This window comes from Amycolatopsis rhizosphaerae, from assembly GCF_007713715.1.
Lineage (GTDB): Bacteria > Actinomycetota > Actinomycetes > Mycobacteriales > Pseudonocardiaceae > Amycolatopsis_E > Amycolatopsis_E rhizosphaerae.
Genome location: NZ_VJWX01000565.1, coordinates 1 through 4,466 on the forward strand (window position 1 = coordinate 1; position 4,466 = coordinate 4,466).

Consider the following 4,466-nt stretch of genomic DNA (forward strand, 5'->3'; position numbering starts at 1 on the left):
ACATAAAGCTCGCCCACCACACCGGGTGGCACGGGACGCAACCGCCGGTCCAGCAGATGGACTTGTAGGTCGGGGATGGGTCGGCCGATCACACTACCCGCACCCGGGATGACATCACGGGTGGTCAGGGGGCGGTGGGTGACATGCACCGTGGTTTCGGTGATGCCATACATGTTCACCAACTGGGGGTGCTGGTCACCGAAGTGGTGGACCCAGTCGGCCAGTTGTTCGACTGGTAGTGCTTCACCCCCGAAGATCACGGCCCGTAACCCCGGTATAGCCCGGTCCTCGGTGAGGATGGTGTGGGACAGGGGGAAGAACGCCGACGGTGTCTGGTTCAACACCGTCACCGCCTGCTCACCCAGCAGCACCGCCATCTCCGCCGGTGAGCGGCGGGTGTCCTCGTCTACCAGTATCAGTCGGCCGCCATGGGCCAACGCTCCCCAGAGTTCCCACACCGAGAAATCAAAAGCGATCGAGTGGAACAGTGTCCACACATCATCCGGGTCGAAGTTGAACCAGTCCCGGGTCGCGTCGAACAACCGTGCCGCCTGCCGGTGTGTAACCAGCACACCCTTCGGGTTCCCCGTCGACCCCGACGTGTAGATCACATACCCCAACTGATCGGCAGACACCCTCACCTCGGGCAGCACCCCACCCTCGGCCGAGGGGGGCACCACCACACCCGCACTCGTCGTGTCTCGATCAGTGATCAACACCCGGGCGCCACTATCCTCCAGTAGATACTCGACCCGTTCCGGGGGGTAACCCGTGTCGATCGGCAGATAGGCACCCCCGGCCAGCTGCACTGCAAGAACCGCCACGATCTGCTCGACCGAACGGTCGAGGAACACGCCGACGACACTGTCCGCGCCCACACCGGACGCCACCAGATGCGCCGCTAACCGGGACGCGCGCGTCAACACCGCCCCGTAGGTCACCTGCGCATCCCCCGATACCACCGCTACCCGGTCCGGCGATGACCGTGCCCACTCAGCAAACCGCTCCACCAACACAGGCCCGGCAGGAACGTCGACGGTGGGTGTGGTGGTGAGGTTCTCTTGTTGCTCGGCGGTGAGTAGATCCAGTTCGTCCACTGTGGATGACGCCTGGGTCATGCCGTGCAGCAGGACGCAAAGCTGGTCCAGCAACGCCGACGCGCCCGCATGGTCATACCGGTCGGTGGCATAGAGCAATCGCACACCAATCCGCTCACCCGGAACCACCACCAACGTCAGCGGGTAGTGGGTTTGTTCCCGTATCCGGACCTCGCCGACGGTCACGTCGCCCGATGTCGCGTCGTCCCCGCCGTCGATGGGGTAGTTCTCGAACACGACCAGGCTGTCGAAGAGGGGTTCGCCGCGCGGGATTTCGCTCCAGGTCTGGATTTCGGCGAGGTCGGTGTGTTCGTGTTCGCGGAGTTGTCCGATTGTCTTCTGGAGGTCCTGCAGCCAGTCGCTTATGTTCCGGTCGGGGTCGATCTGGATGCGGACGGGCAGGGTGTTGATGAACAGCCCGACCATCGACTCGACACCGGTCAGCTCTGGTGGCCGTCCCGACACGGTGACCCCGAACACCACATCGTCGGTCCCGGCGTGCCGCGACAGCAGCAGACCCCACGCGGCCTGAGCGATCGTCCCCAACGTCACACCATGACCGCGGGAAAGGGCGCGCAGAGCCGCCGAATCCGCTGCGGAGAGCGTGAAATCGACGGTCGCGCTGCGCTCCGCGGCCGTCGCGACGGACTCGGACGAAGCGGGCAGGCGGGTGGGCGTGGTGAAACCGGCCAGTGTGGTACGCCAGAAACCCTCCGCGCGTGCCGGATCCTGACGGCCGATCCAGGCGATGTAGTCCCCGAACGAGCGAGCCGGGGGAAGGGAGGCAGGACGCCCTGAACACGCGGCGCGGTAGAGCGCCAGCACTTCGCGGAACACCGCGGCGCGCGACCAGCCGTCGAGGATGGCGTGGTGATTGGTCCAGATGACCTGGTGCGTGTCTTCGCCGAGGCGGATCAGCGTCAGCCGGAAGAGCGGGAGCCTGGCCAGGTCGAAGCCCTTCACCCAGTCCTCGCGCGACAACGCGTCCAGCTTGGCGGCCTGCTCGTCCGCCGGGAGAGCACGCCAGTCGTGTTCGGTCCACGGCAGTGTGCCCTGCCGGTGGACGACCTGACGCGACTTCGCCTGTTCCGTCCAGTGGATGGAGGTGCGCAGAATCTCGTGCCGTGCCACCACTTCACGCCATGCGCTTCGGAACGCCGCCACGTCCAGCGCGCCCTGGAGACGGAACGCGACCTGCTCGACGTAGGTGTTCGTCTCCGATTCCAGCATGGTGTGGAACACCATCCCGCGCTGCAACGGCGAAAGCGGGTGGATCCGCTCCACGCGCTTCCTGGCCGCGCCGTTGTCCCCGGTCATGCTTCCCCTTCCGAGGCGAACACGTCGTCCAAGTGGTCCATGAATTCCTCGAGATCCGGTTCGCTGAGCCCGGCGCCGGTGAAATCACCGCCCTCGCCGTCGAGGACGCGTTCCGTTTCACGGAGGAAACGTCCGGCCAGCGTCTCGACGGTCTCGCGCCGGTGCAGGGCGGGGCAGTAGGTCCAGTGCACCCGCAGCGTCCCGTCGATGACCATCGCGTTGACGTCCAGCAGGTACGGCCGGCGGCCGCTCGGATCGGCGGTGCCGTCCACGGCGTCCGGAAGTAGCTCCCACGGCGCGTCTTCGCCGAGCGCGCCGTCGAACCTGCCGAGGTAGTTGAAGCGGATCTCCGCGGACGGGCGGTGCCTCCGGTCCGCCTCGGAGAGCTGGTTCTTCGTGTGCTGGAGCGTGGTGTGCGGGTCGTGGGTGGTGGTGAGGGTGAGCGGATGGATCGTGGTGAACCACCCGGTGGTGCGGGTGAGGTCGTGCGTGGGGGCGTGGGTGCGCCCGTGGTGCTCGACGTCGAAGGTGACGGTGGGCCGGTGGATCCAGGTGGCGATGGTGTGCGCGAGCGCGGTGAGCAGCACGTCTTGCGTGACCGGTCGCCGCGGCTCCAGGGAGGTCGTCACGGTGCGGGCATTCCCGTACGTGTTCACCTCGGGCGACTCGGCGCGCTCACGCGGGATCGGCTCGGTCGCGGCCGGCTCCGGCCGCTCGTCGGCGAGGTCCCGCGTCCAGTGCTGAAAGGAGGTGGTCTTGCGGGGGAGCCGGGTTCCGCCGTAGGCGGCGGTGAGGTGTTCGAGGAGGATGCGCCAGGAGATGCCGTCGGTGGCGAGGTGATGAGCGGTGAGGAGAAGGTGGTGACCGGTGTAGAGGGCGTGGAGGAGCTTCCCGCGAGCGAGGTCGTGGGTGGTCTGGGCGCGGGCGACGAGGTCTTCGTGGGCGGTGGTGCGCCGGTCGCCGGGAAGCCCGGAGAGATCGGCGACGGTGAGGATCGGGTAGTCGACGATGGGGGGCGCGATGTCCATGGTCCACTCGCCGCCGGGGGAGCGGAAGGCGCGCAGGCGCAGCGAGTCGTGGTGAATCACCAGTGCCCGCAAGGACTTCTCCAGCGCCACCGGGTCGAGCGGTTCGCGCACCCGCAGCAGGACCGCCTGGTTGTAGTGGTGCGGCGCGGGCAGGTCCTGCTCGAAGAACCAGCGCTGCACCGGGCTGGGCCGCACCGGGCCGGTGACCGGGCCCTGGTCGGCCTCGACGGCCGGGACCCGGGGTCCGAGGGCGGCGAGTTCGGCGATGGTGGGGTGCTGGAACAGGAGCGGGGGGGTGAGGGTGATGCCTGCTTGGGTGGCTTGGGCGACGACTTGGATGCTGAGGATGGAGTCGCCGCCGAGGGTGAAGAAGTTGTCGTGGCGGCCGACGCGGTCGAGGTGCAGGACTTGTGCCCAGATCTCGGCGAGGGTCTTCTCGGCGTCGGTTTCCGGTGCCACATAAGCGGTTCCCGGCTCCGTGCGTTCCGGTTCGGGAAGGGCGGCCCGGTCGAGCTTGCCGTTCGGCGTCCGGGGCAACACCTCGAGCGGGACGAACGCGGCGGGCACCATGTGGTCGGGCAGCCGCCGGGCGCAGTGGTCCCGCAGCTCGGCCGTCTCGCCGGAGCGGGTGACGACGTAGGCGATCAGCCGCGGCCCGTCCTCGTCCCGGCGGAGCACGACGGCGGCTTCCCGGACGGTGGAGTGCGTGCGCAGGACGTTCGCGATCTCCCCGGGTTCGACGCGGTGACCCCGGATCTTGACCTGGTCGTCGGCACGGCCGAGGAACACCAGGTCGTCGTCGGCGAGGCGGCGGGCCAGATCACCGGTGCGGTAGAGCCGCGCGCCGGGGACGGCACCGAACGGGTCCGGCACGAATCGTTCCGCGGTCAGCGCCGGCCTGCCGAGGTAGCCGCGGGACACGCCCGCCCCGCCGATGTGGATTTCCCCGGTCGCCCACGCGGGCGCGGGCCGGAACCGGGTGTCGAGGACGTGGACGCGGACGTGTGGCAGCGGCCGCCCCAGG

At 68.4% G+C, this 4,466-nt stretch carries 2 protein-coding genes; both read right to left on the reverse strand.

The annotated features are described in order from the left end of the window. On the reverse strand, positions 1-2,414 hold a 2,414-nt coding region (locus FNH05_RS33185; RefSeq protein WP_144592808.1), incomplete at its 3' end, for a condensation domain-containing protein. Further along, on the reverse strand, positions 2,411-4,466 hold a 2,056-nt coding region (locus FNH05_RS33190; protein WP_144592809.1), incomplete at its 5' end, for a condensation domain-containing protein. The genes FNH05_RS33185 and FNH05_RS33190, both read right to left, overlap by 4 nt.